This is a genomic window from Plantactinospora sp. CA-294935 (assembly GCF_050936445.1).
Taxonomy (GTDB): Bacteria; Actinomycetota; Actinomycetes; order Mycobacteriales; family Micromonosporaceae; genus Plantactinospora.
Window position 1 is genome coordinate 6,686,676 of record NZ_JBNJMU010000001.1, and the last position, 18,125, is coordinate 6,704,800.

At 73.4% G+C, this 18,125-nt stretch carries 16 protein-coding genes and 2 pseudogenes; 12 read left to right on the forward strand and 6 right to left on the reverse strand.

Translation table 11 applies throughout. The features are described 5' to 3' along the window. Positions 1–61 precede the first annotated feature (61 nt). The 10 genes and pseudogenes from ACQEVC_RS29285 to hpnH all read left to right on the forward strand — a co-directional run bounded on the left by ACQEVC_RS29285 (position 62) and on the right by hpnH (position 11,756). Entirely contained in the window at positions 62–1,558 is a 1,497-nt protein-coding gene (locus ACQEVC_RS29285) for a glycosyltransferase (RefSeq protein WP_432883809.1), read from the forward strand. Between the two features lie 102 nt (positions 1,559–1,660). Further along, positions 1,661–2,503 (forward strand): DMT family transporter, encoded by an 843-nt coding sequence (locus tag ACQEVC_RS29290; RefSeq protein WP_432883812.1) that lies wholly within the window; start codon positions 1,661–1,663, stop codon positions 2,501–2,503. A gap of 229 nt (positions 2,504–2,732) precedes the next feature. Continuing rightward, positions 2,733–3,662 carry a squalene synthase HpnC gene (gene hpnC / locus ACQEVC_RS29295; RefSeq protein WP_432883814.1) on the forward strand — a complete coding sequence of 310 codons (930 nt, stop codon included), beginning with the start codon at positions 2,733–2,735 and terminating at the stop codon, positions 3,660–3,662. Then, entirely contained in the window at positions 3,659–4,537 is an 879-nt protein-coding gene (gene hpnD, locus ACQEVC_RS29300; RefSeq protein ID WP_432883817.1) for a presqualene diphosphate synthase HpnD, read from the forward strand. Before hpnC ends, hpnD begins: the two co-directional genes overlap by 4 nt. Next, positions 4,534–5,910, forward strand: a complete 1,377-nt coding sequence (gene hpnE / locus ACQEVC_RS29305; RefSeq protein ID WP_432883820.1) for a hydroxysqualene dehydroxylase HpnE — start codon at positions 4,534–4,536, stop codon at positions 5,908–5,910. The genes hpnD and hpnE overlap by 4 nt, the downstream gene beginning before the upstream one ends. A gap of 147 nt (positions 5,911–6,057) precedes the next feature. Then, on the forward strand, positions 6,058–7,089 hold the full coding sequence (locus ACQEVC_RS29310) for a polyprenyl synthetase family protein (RefSeq protein WP_432883822.1): 1,032 nt from the start codon (positions 6,058–6,060) through the stop codon (positions 7,087–7,089). Next, the gene (shc, locus tag ACQEVC_RS29315; protein ID WP_432883825.1) at positions 7,089–9,164 is read left to right on the forward strand and encodes a squalene--hopene cyclase; all 2,076 of its coding nucleotides are present in this window, start codon (positions 7,089–7,091) and stop codon (positions 9,162–9,164) included. The genes ACQEVC_RS29310 and shc overlap by 1 nt, the downstream gene beginning before the upstream one ends. Before the next feature lie 29 nt (positions 9,165–9,193). Next, positions 9,194–9,628, forward strand: a pseudogene (locus tag ACQEVC_RS29320) (hypothetical protein); the annotation flags it as partial. Between the two features lie 90 nt (positions 9,629–9,718). Then, a complete protein-coding gene (gene ispH, locus ACQEVC_RS29325; protein ID WP_432891744.1) occupies positions 9,719–10,675 on the forward strand; it encodes a 4-hydroxy-3-methylbut-2-enyl diphosphate reductase in 957 nt (318 codons plus the stop codon). Positions 10,676–10,751: 76 nt separating this feature from the next. Further along, a complete protein-coding gene (hpnH, locus tag ACQEVC_RS29330; protein WP_432883827.1) occupies positions 10,752–11,756 on the forward strand; it encodes an adenosyl-hopene transferase HpnH in 1,005 nt (334 codons plus the stop codon). Positions 11,757–11,793: 37 nt separating this feature from the next. Here hpnH and ACQEVC_RS29335 read toward each other — a convergent pair whose 3' ends face one another. The 3 genes from ACQEVC_RS29335 to ACQEVC_RS29345 form a co-directional block, all read right to left on the reverse strand. Beyond that, positions 11,794–12,555 (reverse strand): SDR family NAD(P)-dependent oxidoreductase, encoded by a 762-nt coding sequence (locus ACQEVC_RS29335; RefSeq protein ID WP_432883830.1) that lies wholly within the window; start codon positions 12,553–12,555, stop codon positions 11,794–11,796. Positions 12,556–12,692: 137 nt separating this feature from the next. Then, on the reverse strand, positions 12,693–13,550 hold the full coding sequence (locus tag ACQEVC_RS29340; RefSeq protein WP_432891747.1) for a helix-turn-helix domain-containing protein: 858 nt from the start codon (positions 13,548–13,550) through the stop codon (positions 12,693–12,695). 310 nt (positions 13,551–13,860) lie between these two features. Then, positions 13,861–14,100 carry a DUF397 domain-containing protein gene (locus ACQEVC_RS29345; RefSeq protein ID WP_107255963.1) on the reverse strand — a complete coding sequence of 80 codons (240 nt, stop codon included), beginning with the start codon at positions 14,098–14,100 and terminating at the stop codon, positions 13,861–13,863. 475 nt (positions 14,101–14,575) lie between these two features. Between ACQEVC_RS29345 and ACQEVC_RS29350 the strand changes: the two are divergent. Both ACQEVC_RS29350 and ACQEVC_RS29355 read left to right on the forward strand, forming a co-directional pair. Further along, positions 14,576–15,163: pseudogene (locus ACQEVC_RS29350) on the forward strand (GGDEF domain-containing protein); the annotation flags it as partial. Positions 15,164–15,353: 190 nt separating this feature from the next. Next, positions 15,354–15,623, forward strand: a complete 270-nt coding sequence (locus tag ACQEVC_RS29355; RefSeq protein WP_318393982.1) for a hypothetical protein — start codon at positions 15,354–15,356, stop codon at positions 15,621–15,623. Positions 15,624–15,754: 131 nt separating this feature from the next. Here the strand turns inward: ACQEVC_RS29355 and ACQEVC_RS29360 are convergent, their stop codons facing one another. The 3 genes from ACQEVC_RS29360 to ACQEVC_RS29370 all read right to left on the reverse strand — a co-directional run bounded on the left by ACQEVC_RS29360 (position 15,755) and on the right by ACQEVC_RS29370 (position 18,114). Further along, a complete protein-coding gene (locus ACQEVC_RS29360; protein WP_432883832.1) occupies positions 15,755–16,165 on the reverse strand; it encodes a hypothetical protein in 411 nt (136 codons plus the stop codon). A 69-nt stretch (positions 16,166–16,234) separates the two neighbouring features. Next, the gene (locus ACQEVC_RS29365; protein WP_432883835.1) at positions 16,235–17,137 is read right to left on the reverse strand and encodes a carbohydrate ABC transporter permease; all 903 of its coding nucleotides are present in this window, start codon (positions 17,135–17,137) and stop codon (positions 16,235–16,237) included. Continuing rightward, positions 17,134–18,114, reverse strand: coding sequence for a carbohydrate ABC transporter permease (locus tag ACQEVC_RS29370; RefSeq protein ID WP_432883837.1), 981 nt, complete (start codon positions 18,112–18,114; stop codon positions 17,134–17,136). The genes ACQEVC_RS29365 and ACQEVC_RS29370 overlap by 4 nt, the downstream gene beginning before the upstream one ends. Positions 18,115–18,125: the final 11 nt, after the last annotated feature.

An 18,125-nucleotide genomic window follows, 5' to 3' on the forward strand; every position in this document is an offset into this window, starting at 1 on the left:
CCTGCGGAAGCCGGTGTGGCCTTCCGAGGATTCTTCGCACCTCCTGCGGGTAGATGGCCGGATGACGTTCAGATCCGGGCGGTACGAGACGAACCGCAAGGAGGCGTCCGAGCCGCTTGCCGGCGGCATCGGTGAGCGGCGTCCACGTGTAATGATCATCTATGCCAGCGCGGGCGCCGGGCACGACGGCGCGAGCCGCGAACTGGCCAGCCGGCTGCGCGAACGCGGCCTGCTGGCGGACTGCGTGGACCTGGCCGACATCTTCCCGTGGGGACTGGGCCGGCTGCTTCGCGGCACCTACCACGGAATGCTGAGCCGGCTGCCGTGGATCTACGGGCTGCTCTTCGCGATCGGCGGCAACTTCAGCCGGGCCGCGCCGATCACCCGGGCGCTGCTCCGACCGGTGTGGCCACGGGTGCTCCGGATGCTGCCTCCGGACACCCGGGCGGTGGTGTCGACGTACCCGGTGGTCAGCCAGATCGTCGGGCCGCTGCGTCGGGAGGGGCGGCTCGCCGTACCGGTGATCACCTATCTGACCGACTTCGCGGTGAACCCGATCTGGGTGTCGCCCGGCATCGACGTGCACTGCGCCGCGCACCGCACCACCCGGGCCGAGGCCCGGGCGCTCGGCGCCGGCGAGGTCCGGGTGGCCGGCCGGCTGGTCTCGGCCGGCTTCTGCCCGGGGTCGGCGGCGGAGAAGCGCCGCGCCCGCGAGCGCCTCGGCCTGCCCGTCGACGCCCGACTGGCGCTGCTGGTCGCCGGCTCCTGGGGGATCGGCGCGGTAGCCCGGACGGCGGCCGAGATCGCGCGTACCGGGGCGGCGGTCCCGGTGGTGGTCTGCGGTCGCAACGAGGTGCTGTTCCGCCGGCTGGAGCGGCGCCGCACCGGATACGTCTTCGGCTGGGTCGACGACATGCCGGAGTTGCTGCGCGCCGCCGACGTCCTGGTGGAGAACGCCGGTGGTCTCACCGCGCTGGAGGCGATGGCCTGCGGCCTGCCGGTCGCGACCTACCGGCCGATCCCCGGACACGGCCGGGCGAACGCGGCCACCATGGCCCGGGCCGGGGTGGCGACCTGGGTACGCCGCGCGGCCGAGCTGGGCCCGACCCTGGTCCGGCTCGCCGACGGTACGGCCGGCGAGCGGCAGCGGGCCGCCGGGCTGGCCCTCTTCGAGACCGATCCCGCGACGGTGGTCGCCGACGTCGCCCGGGGTGGTGCGGTGGCCGGGCCGACGGAGGGGCGCGGGCGGGAGGTGCTGTCCCCGTTCGACGCCGCCGGTCCGGCCACCACGCCGTCGCTGGTCGACCAGCCGCTCTGCGCTGCCGGGCTGGTCGGCGGTGCGGCGCCGCTCGACGCTCCCGCCCTGGTCGACGGTGTGGTGCCGGCCGATCCGGAGGTCCCGGCCGAGGTCCCGGCCGGCGTGGCCGCGGTGCCGTCCCGCCGGACGCTGACCCGCTGGGTGGGGCTGCGGGCCGGCGTGGCGAGGTTGCGGATCGGCGCGGACCAGCCCCGGGTCGACGGTGGGCACCCGGCGAACCACCCGGACCGGCAAGGCTGAGGTGGGGGCCACAGATCGGGCCGCCCGGCCTGTCCCGGGGGCGCCGGCCGGCCGGCCCGGTGCCGGGGCGGTCCGGTGGGCCCGATCCGGAGGTGCTACCCCGTGAACGGCATCGCCATCCTGCTCGGACTCGCCTCGGCCGCCTGCTTCGCGGTCAGCTCGGTACTGGAGCAGCGTGCCGCCAAACGGGAACGGCCGACCCGGACCATCGACCCGCGGCTGCTGCTCCGGCTGCTGCACCGGCGGCTGTGGCTGCTCGGCTGGCTGCCGGACGCGCTCGGCACCTTCCTACAGGCGCTGGCGCTGCGCTTCGGTGCGCTGGCCCTGGTCGAACCGCTGCTGGTCAGCGGGCTCTTCATGGCGATTCCGCTGGAGGCGGCGCTCGAGCGTCGCCGGCCGCACCGCCGGGACATGCTGGTGGTGGTGATCGGGGTGATCGGGCTGACCGGGTTCCTGCTCGCCGCGAACCCGCGCGGCGGGGTGGAGGAGCCGAAGACGTGGGCCTGGATCGGGGTGGGTGCCGCGATCGGCGCACTGGTCACCATCTGTCTGCTGGTGGCCTGGCGGACCCAGGACGCGACCCGGGGACTGATGCTGGGCATCGCCACCGGACTGCTGTACGCGATGGCCGCCGCCCTGGTGAAGAGCGTGATCGAGAAGCTGCCGGACCATCCGGGCGAGGTCCTCACGGACTGGCACCTCTACGTCCTCATCCTGGTCGGCGGTACCGCGCTGACGCTGAACCAGAACGCCTTCCAGGGCGGCCCGATCGCCGCCCCGCTGACCGCGATCGCCCTGCTCGACCCCTTCACCAGCGTACTGATCGGGGTCTTCGCCTTCGAGGAGAAACTGTCGCTGCAGGGGCCCCGCCTCTTCTTCGGCCTGGTCGCGGTCGCGGCGATGACCATCGGCATCTGGATGGCCCGGCGTACCCAGTCAAGCTGACACGCCGACCCGCGACCGTCGATCCACCGCCCGACCCGCCCGGCCGGGGGTACGCCTCGGCGGGCGGGCGAACACGCCGAGAGGAATTCGCCAGGCCGCACCGCCGAGCGTGGGAAGTTGGGTACTCTCGGTGAAGATTACTTAGCGCGAGTGGTGGGTTACGACCAATCCGGCGCGGCGGTCTGGCGCGGCCCCGCTGAGCCGGCTGGACCTCGCGAGAGGCGGCAGCGTGCTTCATCTGACCGACGACGCTCCCGATCATCCGTCCGCGAATCGGCCGGGTGGGCGCCGGCAGCCGGACACCGTACTGACCGGGGAGAACTTCCCGGTCGCGCTGCGCGTCCTGCCGGCACGGATCCGCCGGCACCTGCTCGCCCTCTACTGGTACGCCCGCTACGTCGACGACCTCGGTGACGAGCCGGACGAGGCCGGCCGGGACGAGACGCCGGCCACCCGGCTCGGCAGGCTGGACCGGTTCGACCGCGAGGTACGCGCCCTCTATCACGGCCGCCTGCCCCGGCACCCGGTACTGGTCCGGTTGGCGCCCACCGTGGTCGACTGCCGGCTGCCGGTCGACCCGCTGCTCCGGTTGATCGAGGCGAACCGGCGCGACCAGGTGGTGACCCGCTATCCGACCTTCGGCGCCCTGGTCGACTACTGCCACCTCTCCGCCGACCCGGTCGGCGAGCTGGTGCTGCACGTCTTCGACGCCGCCTCGCCGAACCGGATCCGGCTCTCCGACCGGATCTGCACCGCCTTGCAGGTGGTCGAGCATCTCCAGGACGTCGCCGAGGACCGGCGCCGGGGCCGGATCTACCTGCCGACCGAGGAGTTGGCCGCGGCCGGGGTGTCCGAGGAGGACCTCGACGCGTCCCGGGCGGGCGACCGGCTCCGGAGCGTCGTCCGCCGCCAGGCGCAGCGCGCCGCCGACCTGCTCGACGCGGGTGCGCCGCTCGTCGGCGACCTGCACGGCTGGGCCCGGCTGGCCGTCAGTGGATACGTCGCCGGTGGGCGGGCCGCGCTCGCCGCCCTGGCCCGGGCCGACCACGACCCGCTGCCCGGGCCGCCCAAACCGTCCCGGGCCGGGATCGCCGCCGCCTGGATCAGGTCGTACTGGCCGCCCCGGGCCGCGCTGCGCCCGAGCGGGGTGCGCGGATGACCGCCGACGCCGGGCTGGAGCGCGCATACCGGGAGTGCGCCCGGGTGACCCGCAGCCAAGCGCGCAACTTCTCGTACGGGATCCGGCTGCTCCGCCCCGACCGGCGCGCCGCGCTCTGCGCCGTGTACGCCGTCGCCCGGCGCATCGACGACATCGGCGACGGCGATCTGCCCGCCGCCACCAAGCTGGCCCGGCTCGACCAGGTCCGGGCGGCGCTGCACCGGCTGCCGGAGGCCGGCGGAGACCCGGTGCTGGTCGCCCTGGCCGACGCCGCGGCCCGGCTGCCGATTCCGGTGGCCGCCTTCGACGAACTCATCGACGGCTGCGTGGCGGACGTCCGGGGCGTTCGGTACTCCACGTTCGAGGAGCTGGTCGGCTACTGCCGCTGCGTCGCCGGGTCCATCGGCCGGCTCTCGCTCGGCGTCTTCGTCCTCCGGCCCTCGGCGGACCGGGCGGCCGCCGCCGAACTCGCCGACACCCTGGGCATCGCGCTGCAACTGACCAACATCCTGCGGGACATCGTGGAGGACCGGGCCGCGGGCCGGGTCTACCTGCCCCGCCGCGACCTGGAGCGGTTCGGCTGCACCCTGGAACTCGGCCCGGACGGCACGTTGACCGACCCGCCGGACCGGCTCGCCGCGCTGCTCCGCTGGCAGGCGCACCGGGCCGAGCGCTATTACCAGACGGGTCTGCGGCTGCTGCCGCTGCTGGACCGGCGCAGTGCGGCCTGCGTGGCGGCGATGGCCGGGATCTACCACCGGTTGCTGGCCCGGATGATCGCCGACCCGTTGGCGGTGACCCGGCAGCGGGTCTCGCTGCCCGGCTGGGAGAAGGCGTATGTCGCGGCGCGGGCGATGACCCGGAGCGCACCGTGACCGACGGAGGAGTCTGCGTGGTGGGCGGTGGACTTGCCGGCATCGCCTCGGCGGTGCGGCTGCTCGACGCCGGGCACCGGGTGACCCTGGTGGAGGCCCGTCCCGCGCTCGGCGGCGCGACGTACTCGTTCCGGCGCGGCGAACTGACCGTGGACACCGGGCAACACGTCTTCCTCCGCTGCTACCAGCAGTACCGCGACCTGCTCGTCCGGCTCGGCAGCGCCGACCGGGCCGCCGTGCAGGACGGATTCGCGGTGCCGATCCTGCGGGTCGGCGGGCCGCCGCACGTACTGGCCAGCAACCGCCGGCTGCCGGCCCCGGCCCACCTGCTGCCGGCCCTGCTCGGCTACCGCCCGCTGCGGGTCGGGCAGCGGCTGGCAGCGGTCCGGGCCGCGGCCGCGCTGCGCCGGGTCGAGCCGGACGACCCGGCCGCCGACCGGGTCAGCTTCGGCGCCTGGCTGGCCGCGCACGGGCAGGACGCGCCGACCGTGGCCCGGCTCTGGGAGCTGATCTGCACCGCGGCCCTGAACGCCCCGCCGGAACGGGCCTCGCTGGCGCTGGCCGCCCGGGTCTTCCGGACCGGGCTGCTCGACCGGGCCGACGCCGCCGACATCGGCCGGCCGACCGCGCCGCTGTCCGAGCTGCACGGCGCACCGGCCACCGTACTGCTCCGGCAGCGCGGCGCGACGGTCCGCACCGGCGTACGGGTTCAGCGGATCCGTACCGACCAGGGCCGGTTCCAGGTCTCCGGCGACGGCATCGAGCTGACCGTCGACGCGGTGGTGTTGGCGGTGCCGCATCCGCAGGCCGCCCGGCTGGTGCCGGACGAGGCCGCTCCCGACCGGGCGCGCTGGGCCCGGCTGGGTGCCGCGCCCATCGTCAACGTGCACGTGCACTACCAGCAGCGGGTCACCGATCTGGAGTTCGCCGCCGGGCTGGACACCCCGGTGCAGTGGGTCTTCGATCGGACCCCGCCCGGTGGGTCCGGCCAGTACCTGGTGGTCTCCATCTCCGCCGCCGAGCAGGTGTTGAGCGTCCGGGCGAGCGAGCTGGTCCGGACCTATCTGGGTGCGCTGGCGGAACTCTTCCCGGCAGCCCGGCAGGCCCGGGTCAGGGACGCGTTCGTGACCCGGGAACCCCGGGCGACGTTCCGGCAGGAGCCGGGTTCCCGCAGCGCCCGGCCACCGGCCCAGACCCGGGCGCCCGGGCTGGCCCTGGCCGGAGCGTGGACCGACACCGGGTGGCCGGACACGATGGAGGGCGCGGTACGCAGCGGCCACCGCGCCGCCGACGTGGTCCTCGCCCACCTCGGGTCGACACCAGCCGAGACGCCAGGCGCCGGCACGACCGGGCGCGGCGAGGAGACGCTATGACCGGGCGGAGCTCGGGCATCAGGCAGCTCAGTTGTCGAGGTCATGGCGACGACGAGCGCAGCGAGGGGACGGTATGACCGAGCGGAGTGAGGTCATCGAGGGGCTCAGTTGTCGAGGTCATGGCGACGAGCGCAGCGAGGAGAGGACATGACCGTGATGCTGCCCAGCGTCCTCGCCCAGGTGGACGAACTCGTCCAGCCCGAGATCCGGGCGACGCTGGAACGGATCGACGAGCGTACCCGGCTGGTCGCCGGCTACCAGCTCGGCTACTGGGACACCTCCGGCGAGCCCGCCGGCCGGGGCGGCAAGGGGCTGCGCCCGGCGTTGGCGCTGCTCTCGGCCCAGGCCGCCGGCCAGCCGGTACGCCGGGGTCTGCCAGCGGCGGTCGCGGTGGAGCTGGTGCACAACTTTTCGCTGCTGCACGACGACGTCATCGACGGTGACCTGGAGCGGCGGCACCGGCCGACGGCCTGGGCGGCGTTCGGCGTCGGGCCGGCGATCCTGGCCGGGGACGCCCTGCTCGGCCTCGCCGACGAGGTGCTGGCGGACGACCCCGCCCTGGACGTACGCGCGGGACTGACCACCATGCACACGGCGATCCGCCGGCTGATCGCCGGGCAGGCGGCCGACGTGGCGTTCGAGTCCCGGGCCGACGTCACCCTCGACGAGTGCCTCGCGATGGCCCGGGACAAGACGGCGGCGCTGCTCTCCTGTTCCGCGACGCTCGGCGCGGTGCTCTGCGGCGCCCCGTCGGTGCTGGTGGACGGCCTGGCCCGGTACGGCGAGCGCCTCGGCCTGGCCTTCCAGCTCGTGGACGACCTGCTCGGCATCTGGGGTGAACCGGCGGTCACCGGCAAGCCGGTCCTGTCGGACCTGCGGGCCCGGAAGAAGTCGGTTCCGGTGGTCCGGGCCCTCACCTCGGGCGGTCCGGCCGGCGAGCAGCTCGCCGAGCTGTACGCCCGACCGGGCGACCTCTCCGACCCGGACCTGAGCCTGGCCGCCGCGCTGATCGAGGAGACCGGCGCCCGGGACTGGACCGAGAAGCAGGCCGACCGGCTGCTCACCGAGGCGCTGGCCGAGCTGGACCAGTTGGGCGAGCCCGGCTCGGCCGCGGAACGCTCCGGCGTGCACGCCGACCTGGTGGCGATCGCGCACTTCATGACGGGACGGGACCACTGATGGGCTCGACCCTCTCCACCAGCGACGGCAGCCCGACCGATTCACCGGCGAGCGGCACGCTCACCGGGGCGCGGGGTCCTGCCGAGACGGAGGGACGCAGTCCTGCCGAGACCGAGGGACGCAGTCCTGCCGAGACCAGGGGAGGGAGCCCCGCCGAGACCGGCGGCGACGGGTCGCGGCACACCGCCGAGGCGGCCCTGGACCGGGCCCGGGATCTGCTGCTGTCCCGGCAGCAGCCGGGCGGCTGGTGGCAGGGCGAGCTGGAGACCAACGTGACGATGGAGGCCGAGGACCTGCTGCTGCGGGAGTTCCTGGGCATCCGTACCGAGGTGGAGACCGCGCCGACGGCCCGGTGGATCCGGTCGAAGCAGGGCGCGGACGGCGCCTGGGCCACCTTCTACGGCGGGCCGGGCGACCTCTCCACCACGATCGAGGCGTACGCGGCGCTGCGGCTGGCCGGCGACCCGCCGGACGCCGAGCACATGTGCCGGGCGCGGGAGTTCGTCCTCGCGCGCGGCGGCATCGAGCGCAGCCGGGTCTTCACCCGGCTCTGGCTGGCACTGTTCGGCGAGTGGCCGTGGCACCGGCTGCCGGCGATCCCGCCCGAGGTGGTGCTGTTGCCGTCGTGGTTTCCGCTCAATGTCCACGACTTCGCCTGCTGGGCCCGGCAGACCATCGTGCCGCTGTCGATCGTCCGCTCGCTGCGCCCGGTACGCCCGCTCGGGTTCTCGCTCGGCGAACTGCGTACCGGCCTGCCGGCGGAGTCGGCGGCGCCGGGGAGCAAGGGTCGCTGGATGCACCGGCTCGACGCCGCGCTGCGCGGCTACGAGCGCCACCCGGTCGGCCCGGTACGCCGCAACGCGCTGCGCCGGGCGGCGGAGTGGATCGTCGCGCGGCAGGAGGCCGACGGGTCGTGGGGCGGCATCCAGCCGCCGTGGGTCTACTCGCTGATCGCGCTGCACCTGCTCGGCTATCCGCTCTCCCATCCGGTGCTGCGCAGCGGGCTGGCCGGGCTGGAGCGGTTCACCGTCCGGGAGGAGACCACGGACGGCCCGGTACGCCGGCTGGAGGCGTGCCAGTCGCCGGTCTGGGACACCGCGCTGGCGATGGTCGCGCTCGCCGACGCCGGAGTGCCGGCCGACCATCCGGCGCTGACCACCGCCGCCGAGTGGCTGCTGGCCGAGGAGATCCGGGTCCCCGGCGACTGGTCGGTACGCCGCCCCCGGGTCGCCCCCGGCGGCTGGGCGTTCGAGTTCGACAACGACGGCTATCCGGACACCGACGACACCGCCGAGGTGCTGCTGGCGCTGCGGCGTACCGGTGCGCCTCCGGCGTTGCGGCCGGCGATGGAGCGTGGGGTCCGGTGGCTGTGCGGGATGCAGTCCGCCGACGGCGGCTGGGCCGCGTTCGACGCGGACAACACCCGGGCAATCGCCCGTGACCTGCCGTTCTGTGATTTCGGTGAGGTGATCGACCCGCCGAGCGCGGACGTCACCGCGCACGTGGTGGAGGCGCTCTGCGCGGAGGGGCTGGCCGGTTCGATACCGGTCCGTCGGGGCGTGTCCTGGCTGCTGCGCCAGCAGGAGGCGGACGGTTCCTGGTTCGGCCGGTGGGGTGCCAACCACGTCTACGGGACCGGGGCGGTGGTGCCGGCCCTGATTGCCGCCGGGGTACGCCGGGATGATCCGGCCGTCACCCGGGCGGTCTGCTGGCTGCACCGGCGGCAGAACTCCGACGGGGGCTGGGGCGAGGACATGCGCTCGTACCGCGACCCGGCCTGGCGGGGGCAGGGCGACTCCACCGCCTCGCAGACCGGGTGGGCGCTGCTGGCCCTGCACGCCGCCCGCTCCGACGACTCGGCGTCGATCCGGCGCGGGGTGGACTGGCTGGTACGCACCCAGCGGTCCGACGGCGGCTGGGACGAGCCGCAGTACACCGGTACCGGCTTCCCCGGGGACTTCTACATCAACTACCACCTCTACCGGCTGGTGTTCCCGGTCAGCGCCCTCGGCCGGCTGCTGCGCGACCCGGACGACTTCGCGCGGCTGCGCACCGATCCGGGAGAGCCCAGTTGAACAACGGGAACTGGGTGCTGTTCGCACCGATGCGGGCGGAGGCCCTGGCGCTGCGGCGCGGCCTGCCGCCGGGCGCACCGCTGCGGCGTACCGGTCGGGGACCGGCCCGGGCCACCCGGGTCGCCGCCGGCTACCGCGACACCCCGGCGCTGGCGGTGGCCGGGATCGCCGGCGGGCTGGTGCCGACGCTGCGCACCGGGGACGTGGTGGTGGCCACCGAGGTACGCCGGGCCGGCGTCGTCGGCGGCGCCCCGGTACCCTGCCCGGCCGCCCCGATGATCGCGGCGGCGCTGCGGCGGCGCGGCCTGACCGTCCACCTCGGACCGGTGGTGACCAGCCGGCGGATCGTCGACGGCGCCGACCGGACCCGGCTCGCCGCCACCGGCGCGATCGCCGTGGACACCGAGTCGGCGGCGCTGCTGGCCGGCGCCGCCGGCCGCCCGATCGCCTGCGTCCGGGTGGTCGCGGACGTGCCACCCCATCCGCTGTACCGGCCGGCGACGCTCGGCCGGGTGCTCGCGGCGCTGCGGGTACTGCCGCAGCTCGGCCCGGCCCTGTCGGAGTGGGCGGCGGCGACCACGGCCCGGCAGGTGGTGCTGGCCGCGCCCCGGTCGTTCTGTGCCGGGGTGGAACGGGCGATCAGCGTGGTGGAGCAGGCGCTGGACCGGCACGGCCCGCCGGTCTACGTCCGCAAGCAGATCGTGCACAATCTGCACGTCATCGCCGACCTGCAACGCCGGGGCGCGGTCTTCGTCGACGAGCTGACCGAGGTCCCGGACGGCGCCACCACGGTCTTCTCCGCGCACGGGGTGGCGCCGGCCGTCCGGCAGACCGCCGCCGACCGGGGACTGCCGGTGATCGACGCGACCTGCCCACTGGTGACCAAGGTGCACAGCGAGGCCCGCCGGTTCGCCGGGCGGGGCAACACGGTGCTGCTGATCGGGCACGCCGGGCACGAGGAGACCGAGGGCACCCTCGGCGAGGCGCCCGGCCGGATCGCCCTGGTGGAGTCGGTCGGAGACGCGGAACGGATCGAGGTCGCCGACCCGGACCGGGTGTCGTACCTGGTGCAGACCACCCTGGCCGTGGACGAGGTGGCCGGGGTCCTCGACGTACTCCGGCGGCGGTTCCCCGCGCTGACCGGACCGGGCTCCGACGACATCTGCTACGCCACCACCAACCGGCAGGCGGCGTTGCGCGAGGTGGCCGCCGTCGCCGACGTGGTGCTGGTGCTCGGCTCGGCCAACTCCTCGAACTCCCGGCGCCTGGTCGAGGTGACCGAGCGCGGGGGCACCCCGGCGTACCTGGTCGACGACGTCGAGCAGGTCGACCTGCGCTGGCTCGCCGGGGTACGGACGATCGGCGTGACCGCCGGTGCGTCGGCGCCGCCCTGGCTGGTCGACCAGACCGTGGCGGCATTGGCCGGGCTCGGTGCCGGCGCGGTACGGGAACACACCACCCGCACCGAGGACGTGCATTTCACCCTTCCCAAGGAGATCCGGACACCATGACGGGGATCAGTTCGCGAAGCGCCGCGCGGTACCGCCGCGCGCCGATCGACCGGCCGACCGGAACGGGGTGCTGACCATGGGCATGCCACTGCGCCAGAGCCTGCGGGTCGGCCGCTATCTGATGGAACAGAAGCTGCGCCGCAGGACGCACTTCCCGCTGTTGGTCGAGCTGGAGCCGCTCTTCGCCTGCAACCTCGCCTGCGCCGGCTGCGGCAAGATCCAGCACCCGGCGGACGTACTGAAGCGCCGGATGCCGGTGGAGCAGGCGCTCGCCGCGATGGAGGAGTGCGGGGCGCCGATGGTCTCCATCGCCGGCGGCGAGCCGCTGATGCACCCGGAGATCGACCGGTTGGTCGACGAACTCGTCAAGCGCCGCAAGTACGTCTTCCTCTGCACCAACGCGGCGCTGCTGCGCAAGAAGCTGGACAAGTTCACCCCGTCCCGCTATTTCTCGTTCGCCGTGCACATCGACGGGCTGCGGGAGCGGCACGACGCCTCGGTCTGCAAGGAGGGCGTCTTCGACGAGGCGGTCGAGGCGGTGCGGGAGGCGAAGCGGCGCGGCTTCCGGGTCACCAGCAACACGACCTTCTTCTCCACCGACACTCCGCAGACCGTGATCGAGGTGCTCGACTACCTCAACGACGACCTGGGCGTCGACCAGATGATGCTCTCCCCGGCGTACGCCTACGACAAGGCGCCGGACCAGGAGCACTTCCTCGGGGTCGCGGAGACCCGGGCGATGTTCAAGAAGGCGTTCGGCGAGGGGCGCCGGAAGAAGTGGCGGCTGAACCACTCGCCGCTCTTCCTGGACTTCCTGGAAGGCAAGGTCGACTTCTCCTGCACCGCCTGGGCCATCCCGTCGTACTCGCTCTTCGGCTGGCAGCGCCCCTGCTATCTGCTCGGCGACGGCTACGCGCAGACGTACCGGGAGTTGATCGAGACCACCGACTGGTCGGCGTACGGCCGGGGGCGGGACAGCCGCTGCGCCAACTGCATGGCGCACTGCGGGTACGAGCCGACGGCGGTGCTCGCCACCATGTCCTCGCTGCGCCAGTCGATCCGGGCGATCCGCGCCAACTGAGGCGGTGGGGCCGGGCCGTGGGTGCGAGCCGGGCCGGTCAGCCGAACCGGTCGGCGAGCCGGCGGTAGGTGGCCGGCAGGGTGGCCCGGACCGCGATCGGCAGTACCATCCAGCGCGGCAGGCACACCTCGTGCCGGCCGGCGAGCATCCCGGTGAGCAGGGCGTCGGCGGCCCGCTCCGCCGGCACCGGCCGGGGACGGCGGCGCGGGTACGGCCGGCCCCGGCGGGCGAAGAACGGGGTGTCCACCACGGCGGGGACGAGTTCGGTGACCACGATGCCCCGACCGGTGGTCTCCTTGCGCAGGCTGTCGGCGAAGACGCTCAGCCCGGCCTTGGTGCCCGCGTAGACCGCCTCCTCGCGTACGCCGAGCCGGCCGGCGATGGAGCCGACGAAGCCGAGCCGGCCGCTGCTCCGGGCCAGCATTCCGGGCAGTACCGCCCGGGCGAGCAGCATCGGTGCGGTCAGGTTCGCCGCCACCAGTGCCTGGATCTGGGCGTCGGTCATCCCGGTGAGCGGCCCGGCATAGCCCTGGCCGGCGTTGTTGACCAGGATGTCGACCCGACCGGCGTCCTCGAGCACCCGGCCGGCGAGTTCCGCCGTCCGGTCCGGGTCGGTGAGGTCGCACGGGATCGCCGTACCGCCGGACTGCTCGGCGACCGCCGCGAGCCGCTCGGGGTCGCGACCGCTGAGGAAGACCCGCGCGCCGGCACCGGCCAGCCGCCGGGCCGCGGCGGCGCCGATCCCGGACGACGCACCGGTGACCAGGGCGACGGCACCAGCGAGGCGGCGGGAAGTCATACCGGTAGTGTGGCCCATCCCCGGCCGGTGGACCGGACGGAGCGCCGAACCGGGCCCGCTGGGCGGGCGGCGGTCTGGTCGGGAATCGCCGATCGGGTCGGGAATCGCCGGGTCCGATGGGGAATCGCCGGTCGGCCTCAGGAGTCGAGGTCGGCCAGGGCGGCGCGGAGGAACGCCGGGGTCTCGGTCGGCGAGACGGCCTCGACGCAGAGCCGTTCCATCGCCGCGGCGTAGTAGTCCACGTCGTCGCGCTTGTCGAGGTAGAGCGCGCTGGTGAGCTGTTCCATGTAGACGACGTCCGGCAACTCCTGGTCGGGGAAGCGGAGCAGGCTGAACGCGCCCCCGGCCGCGGCGTGCCCGCCGGCCCGGAACGGGATCACCTGGACGGTGACGTTGGGCAGCCGGCCTGCCTCGATCAGGTGCTCGATCTGGCCCCGCATCACGTCGGTCCCGCCGATCGGCCGGCGCAGCGCCGCCTCGTCCACCACGGCCCACAGTTGCGGCGCGCCGGGCCGGGTCAGCACCTTCTGCCGGTCCATCCGGAGCTCGACCCGGCGTTCGATCTCGTCGGGCGGTGCCCCGTCGTGGGCGAGCAGCACCACGGCCCGGGCGTACTCCCGGGTCTGCAACAGCCCGGGAATGTACTGCACCTCGTACGCCCGGATCAGCGCCGCCGCCGCCTCCAGCCCGAGGTAGGACTGGAACCAGTTCGGCAGCACGTCGCCGTACCGGTGCCACCAGCCGGGGTTGTTGGCCTGGCGCGCCAGGGCGAGCAGGGCGGACCGTTCGGTCTCGTCGGTCACCTGGTAGAGGGTCAGCAGATCGGCGACGTCGCGTTCCTTGAATCCCACCCGGCCCAGCTCCATCCGGCTGATTTTGGACCCGGACGACCTGATCTCCCAGCCCGCGTCGTCGCGGCTGACGCCCCTGGCCTCCCGCAGCTTGCGCAACTGGCTTCCGAGCAGGATCCGCAGCACGGTGGGGCCGCCCGCCATCCCGGGGTCGGCCGCTCCAGCCGCGAAGACCGGTCCACCGTCGACGATCGGTTCACCGTCGGCGACCTCGCCGTCCGGGACCGAACCATGGCCGGATGGAGCCATCGCCACGTGTCGCCTCCACACATGCTCGACACAGCCCACCGAGGGCTGGGCCAAATCCGTCGGTAAGCATGCCATGGCTTGACGGTGAGGAGGGTAGACCCAACGCGCTAATTTTCTCGACCCTCGTCCAGTCCGGATCGCGGGAGCGTGTCGGGATGGTGGCGAACGGTGGTGCCGGCGTGCCGGACGCCGTAGGTACCGTCGGTCAGCCGATGAGGTTGTCGAAGTCCCCGTCCCGGGCACCGAGGATGAAGGCGGTGATCTCGTCGATGGTGTAGATCAGCGCCGGCCCGTCGGGGTCCCGGGAGTTGCGGACGGCGATACCGGCACCGCCGGGCAACTCGGCCATCTCGACGCAGTTCCCGCTCGGGTTACTGCGGCGGCTCTTCTGCCACGCGAGGGTCGGCAGTTGGCCGGTGGACATGCCGTTGTACGTCTGAATCATCGCCAGTCTTTCTGGAGGTTCCGGAGGGCTGGGGGCGGTGGGCGTCGCGTAGGCCCGACTGCGTTCTGAATCCTCCCCGTGGACGCGTCCTCAGCCGTGACGGTGCGTGCAGCACCGCGGGTGGTCATCTCTGCATGACCATCTGCACGTGCATTCGCTCTTGCGCCTGCACCTGACAGCGAGCATGATAGCGCGGTAAGGGGTGTGTCCGTTTGTTCACTTTTCGTGATGGAGGCGGGGTGCCGTTGCCAGCGCAACCGAAGCGTCGGGGACCAGGCAAGATCGCTGGCATGCCCGCCTGCCTGGGCAGATGGGCGCCAACGGATCGCGACGGTTCGGTTCCGGCCCGTGCTGGCCTACGTGAAATTGGATCACGGACAGTCACCGATTACTCCCGGCTGCCGGCCTTCGGACAGGGTCTCGGTCCGGCCCACGACCCGTCCCCGAGCCGGGTCTGCTGAAGGGACACGGCACCGTGGATCCCTTCACCCTCGCGGCCGGCGCCGCCGCGGTTGCCGGCCTCGGCGCGGCCTGGCGGATGCGCGGCCGGGTGCGGATGGCCCAGGCGGAGGTGGTCCGGCTCCGCGAGGAGTTGCAGTCGGAACGGCACGCGGCCACCCACGACCCGCTGACCGGGCTACTCAACCGGCGGGCCTTCTACCAGATCGGCGCCGCGCTGGTCGCCGATCCAGGCCGGCCGCCGCTGGTCGCGGTGGTGCTGGACCTCGACGACTTCAAGCAGATCAACGACCGGTTCGGCCACGCCGCCGGAGACCAGGTGCTGGTCGCGGTGGCCTGGCGGTTCGCGGCGTACGCGGGCAACAACCTGGTGGCCCGGCTCGGCGGCGACGAGTTCGCCGGCCTGCTCGCCGGCACCCGTGCCGACGGACGGTGGCTGCACCAGTCCGCGCGACGGCTCGCGGAGCTGCTCTCCGCGCCGATCCAGGTGGCCGAGCGCGACCTGCGGGTCACCGCGTCGATCGGACTGGCCCCGGTGCACGGCTGCGTGCAGTTGGCCGAGGTGCTCAACCTCGCCGACGCCGCGATGTACCGGGTGAAGACCCGGCGGGCCCGACTCGCCCCGGCCGATGTCGACGCCGCCGGTTGCGTCGGCCCGTCCGCGGGGTACGTCCAGGGCCAGGCGCAGTTCGGCCTGTCCAGCGGTACGACCGGCGAGGCCACCGGCATGCCGGCCGTGCACCGTGAACTCATCGAGACGACACCCGGTGCCGAGTCAGGAGGGCAGTGACAACATGCCAGTACCCAACGTGGATCCGCACCGACGGGACCCGGCGGAGATCGACTCCACCGCCAGTTACCGGCCGACCGATCCGGTCTGGGTCTACCGGTCAGGCACCTGGCGGGCGGGGGTGGTCGAGGCGGCCTCGGCGCTGGCCGCGACGGTTACGTACCGGCCGAACAGCGCCCGCGGCACCGGCGTGGACACCCTCACCGCCCAGTACATGATCCGGCGGCAGGAGCCGGACCCGCTGCTCGACGGCGAACCCGCCGGCCGGCGCTAGGCCACCGCACACCGCAGTTCCCGTCGGCCCGTACCCCCGGGCCACCACAGCCGTAGGGGGCGGAGCAGCTCGTCGCCCGCCCCGCACGGAGACCCCGGCGGTGCCAGGCTCACCGCCGGGCCCGCCGGTACTCAGTGGGCGCGCGAACGCCGCCCCGCCAAGGCGCCGAGCGCCGCGACCAGACCGGTGCCGAGTGCCGAGCCGAGCGCCACGAGCACCGCACCGACCACCCAGAGCCCGTCGCCGTCCGGGTCGGTCGCGGCGTCGACCGAGAAGGCCACGGTGAGCACCGCCGGCACCACGATGCCGGCCAGCCACGGGCGGCCCCGGCGCCCGGTCTCGAAGACCAGCAGGGCCAGTACCACCCCGAGGCCGAGCACCTGCCAGGCCGAGTACGGACCGGTCTGCGCCCCGGTCACCGGATCGGTCTCCTTCTGCTGGTCCCAGCCGAGGAAAGCCCAGTACGCGAGCGCGGTGAGGCCGGCGAGTCCGACGATCCAGAGCGGAGTGTGCCGGGCGTGGCCCGGTTGCCGTTCGGTCATACCCCCGACTCTCCACCATCGGCCGCACCGGAGCCCGAGTACCCCTACTCAGCTCCGGCGTGCGGCCGCTCAGCCCTTCAGCCCGGAGGTGGCGACGCCCTGCACCAGGAACCGCTGGAAGAACAGGAAGAAGAGGATGACCGGCACCAGGGCCAGCATCGACATCGCCATCAGCGCACCGTAGTCCGAGACGGTGGTCTGGTCGATGTAGAGCTGCAACGCCAGCGGCAGCGGGTACTTCTCCGGGGTGCTGAGGTAGATCAGCGGGCCGAAGAAGTCGTTCCAGGTCCAGATGAAGGTGAAGATGGCCGTGGTCACCAGGGCGGGTCGGGACAGTGGCAGCACGATGTGCCAGAAGGTGGCCCAGTGCCCGGCGCCGTCGATCCGGGCCGACTCGTCCAGCTCGGCCGGGATGGTCCGCATGAACTGCACCATCAGGAAGACGAAGAACGCCTCGCCGGCCAGGAACTTGCCGACCAGCAGCGGCAGGTAGGTGTCGACCAGGTCGAGCCGCTGGAAGACCGCGTACTGCGGGATGATCAGAACGTGGAACGGTAGCAGCAGCGTCGAGATCATCAGCACGAACATCGTCCCCCGGCCCCGGAAGCGCAGCCGGGCGAAGGCGTAACCGGCGAGCGCCGACGAGGCCACCGTGCCGACCACCGAGAGCCCGGCGAGCAGCGCCGAGTTGCCGAAGAACCGCAGCACGCCGATCCCGGCCAGCCCGTCGGCGGCCCGCTGGTAGTTCGCCACCGTCGGTTCGGTCGGCAGCAGGTGCAGACTGCCGAGGATGGACTGGGACGGCTTGAACGACGCGGCCACCAGCCAGCCGACCGGATAGAGCAGTACGGCCAGGATCACCAGCGCCCCGAGGTGCCAGGCCAGGCTGCCCCACCGGCGGCGGGGTGCGGCGGACCGCCCGGCCACCGTCGGGGGCGGCGTTCCGGTCCGGGGTACCTCGGTGGTGGTCATCGCTGGTCTCCGGCGTAGTGCACCCAGCCCCGGGCGGTCCGGAACAGGAACGCGGTCACCAGGCCGACGCCGAGTAGCAGCATCCAGGCCAGCGCGGAGGCGTACCCCATCTGGAAGTCGGCGAAGCCGCGGTCGTAGAGGTAGACGGTGTAGAAGAGGGTGGAGCCGGCCGGGCTGCCGTTCCGGCCGCCGATGACGTACGCCGAGGTGAAGATCTGGAACGAGTTGATGGTCTCCAGCAGCAGGTTGAAGAAGAGCACCGGCGAGATCATCGGCAGGGTGACCGACCGGAACCGGCGCCAGCGGCCGGCCCCGTCGACCTGGGCGGCCTCGTAGAGTTCGGCCGGCACCTGCTTCAGCCCGGCCAGGAAGATCACCATCGGCGCGCCGAACTGCCAGACGGCCAGCAGCACCAGCATCAGCAGCGAGAGGTCCGGGTTGCCGACCCAGCCGCCGACGTCGAACCCGACGGCACGGAGCAGCCGGTCGACCACCGCGTCGTCGCTGAACAACGCCCGCCAGACGATCGCCACGCTGACGCTGGCCCCGATCAGCGACGGCCCGTAGAACGCCGCCCGGTAGAAGCCCTCGCCGCGGCGGCGCTGGTGCAACAGCAGTGCCACCGCGAGCGCGGCGGCCAGCTTGACCGGTACGGCGACCAGCACGTACCCGCCGGTGACCCGGACCGACTGGAGCCAGCGCGGGTCGTCGAACATCCGTCGGTAGTTCTCCAGTCCGACCCACCGCGGGGCGGTGAAGAGGTTGTAGTCGGTGAACGAGAGGTAGAGCGAGGCGGCCATCGGCCCGACGGTGAGCAGCAGCATCCCGAGGATCCACGGCGACAGGAAGAGGTAGCCGGCCGGTCCGTCGCCCGGTCGCCGGGATCGCCGCCCCGGTCCGGCACCGCCCCGGCCGGTACGCGGCACCGGACCGGCCGGCCGCTCCCGGCGTACGGTGTTCTGGCTGGTCGTCGTCATACCCTGCTGGC